This window comes from Clostridium sp., from assembly GCF_032552055.1.
GTDB lineage: Bacteria > Bacillota > Clostridia > Clostridiales > Clostridiaceae > Clostridium.
This window is the reverse complement of sequence record NZ_JAWGSV010000417.1, coordinates 1-1,406: the sequence shown is the minus strand read 5'-3', so window position 1 is coordinate 1,406 and position 1,406 is coordinate 1. Positions and strand designations below refer to the sequence as shown.

Below are 1,406 nucleotides of genomic sequence, written 5' to 3'. Positions count from 1 at the left end.
CTTTTATCCTTCATAGAAGAACTCTTCATCTGGCACTTTTTCTCCTATTGATTTAGCATTTTCAGCTTCTAGAATCTTAAAATAATTAATATAATCTTCTTTATTATCCTGTGATGGCACAAAAGTAATATTACTTTTTTCAATTGATTTTTCAAGGATAGTTACATCTACCTGTGATCCATTATCTACAGAGAAAGTTGCAGCATCCTTTTTATTTTCATTAACCCAATTTATTGAACTTTCTACTTCTTTTAATAGCTCTTTAACAAACTTATTATCATTGCTAATTAAATCTTCTTTAATAATTAGACTTGCTTGTGGAAATCCATTTTCACTATTAAATTTTTCCTTCCAAATATCATTTAGGCTTCCAATAACTTTAATATCTTGATTTTTACTTAGTATAGTAGTTAATGCCGGTTCAGGAACCACTGCATATTTTGCTTTTCCACCTAATATGGCTGGTGCAAGTTCTGTTGCCCCACCTACATAACTATATGTAACATCATTAATATTAAGTTCTTTTAATAAAGCTTTAAAAACTATATCTGGAGTTAGTCCATTACCAATGTTATATACTTCCTTACCACTTAAGCTCTCAATATCTATTTCACCTTCAGTTGAAATTAAATATAAAGCTCCAAAACCAGTAGTCCCTACAAGTTTATAACCTAAACCCTTATTATAAGCTTGCGCTGCTAGATTAGATGGAACTATTGCTATATCCGGTTCTCCCTTCATAACTGATGCAGCTAAAGTATCTGCTGTATTTTCAATTGAATAATTAATATTATATTTTTTATCAACTTGAATATTTTCTTTTATCATCTTCGATATTGCAGTTGAAGGTACTCCATTAGGTGCTACAAAAGATATATCTGTTTTTACAATCTCTTCTTCTGTCTTAGCACAGCCTACAAATGACAATGCCATAATAGACAGTGTTATTAAACTAATTATAATTTTACTTCTTTTCTTCATGTCTATTCCCCCTTATAAATTTATTATAGCATTTTTTTAATATTAATAAAGAATTTGGGAAACAGTTTATTTATAAGGTATAGTTAACCCCTTAATGAAGTAACTTGTTTGACATTTACAAATTTTGTAATTATAATATTCTTATAATAATTGAAAGGGTTGAAATTATGATAGAAAATAAAGTTAATCTTTTAGTTAGGAATAGTAACAATTTAGAAAATGTTAAATCCAGCTTTTTGGCTGGTGTTTTTAAAAGATGTAATGCCTTAACATTAACACTAAAGGGTCTTGAAGCAGATGTTGATAAAATTAATAATTGCATAGATATAATTAAAAATAACTCTAGTGCATTATCTAACTTTAGAGGAAATAATTTATTAACTACTGCAGTTAATTTATCAATTTTAGATAATCCTGAGGAAAGC

At 28.0% G+C, this 1,406-nt stretch carries 2 protein-coding genes; one reads left to right on the top strand and one right to left on the bottom strand.

Translation table 11 applies throughout. The features are described 5' to 3' along the window. Nucleotides 1-3: 3 nt before the first annotated feature. Nucleotides 4-981, bottom strand: a complete 978-nt coding sequence (locus E6248_RS16040) for an MqnA/MqnD/SBP family protein (RefSeq protein ID WP_316341767.1) — start codon at nucleotides 979-981, stop codon at nucleotides 4-6. Between the two features lie 167 nt (nucleotides 982-1,148). Here E6248_RS16040 and E6248_RS16035 point away from each other — a divergent pair. Beyond that, nucleotides 1,149-1,406 (top strand): DUF4003 family protein (locus E6248_RS16035; RefSeq protein ID WP_316341766.1); only part of this gene is annotated, 258 nt, incomplete at its 3' end.

Coding starts and splice junctions, on each gene's coding strand:
- E6248_RS16040 (WP_316341767.1), bottom strand. CDS start 981: ATGAAGAAAAGAAGTAAAATTATAATTAGTTTAATAACACTGTCTATT.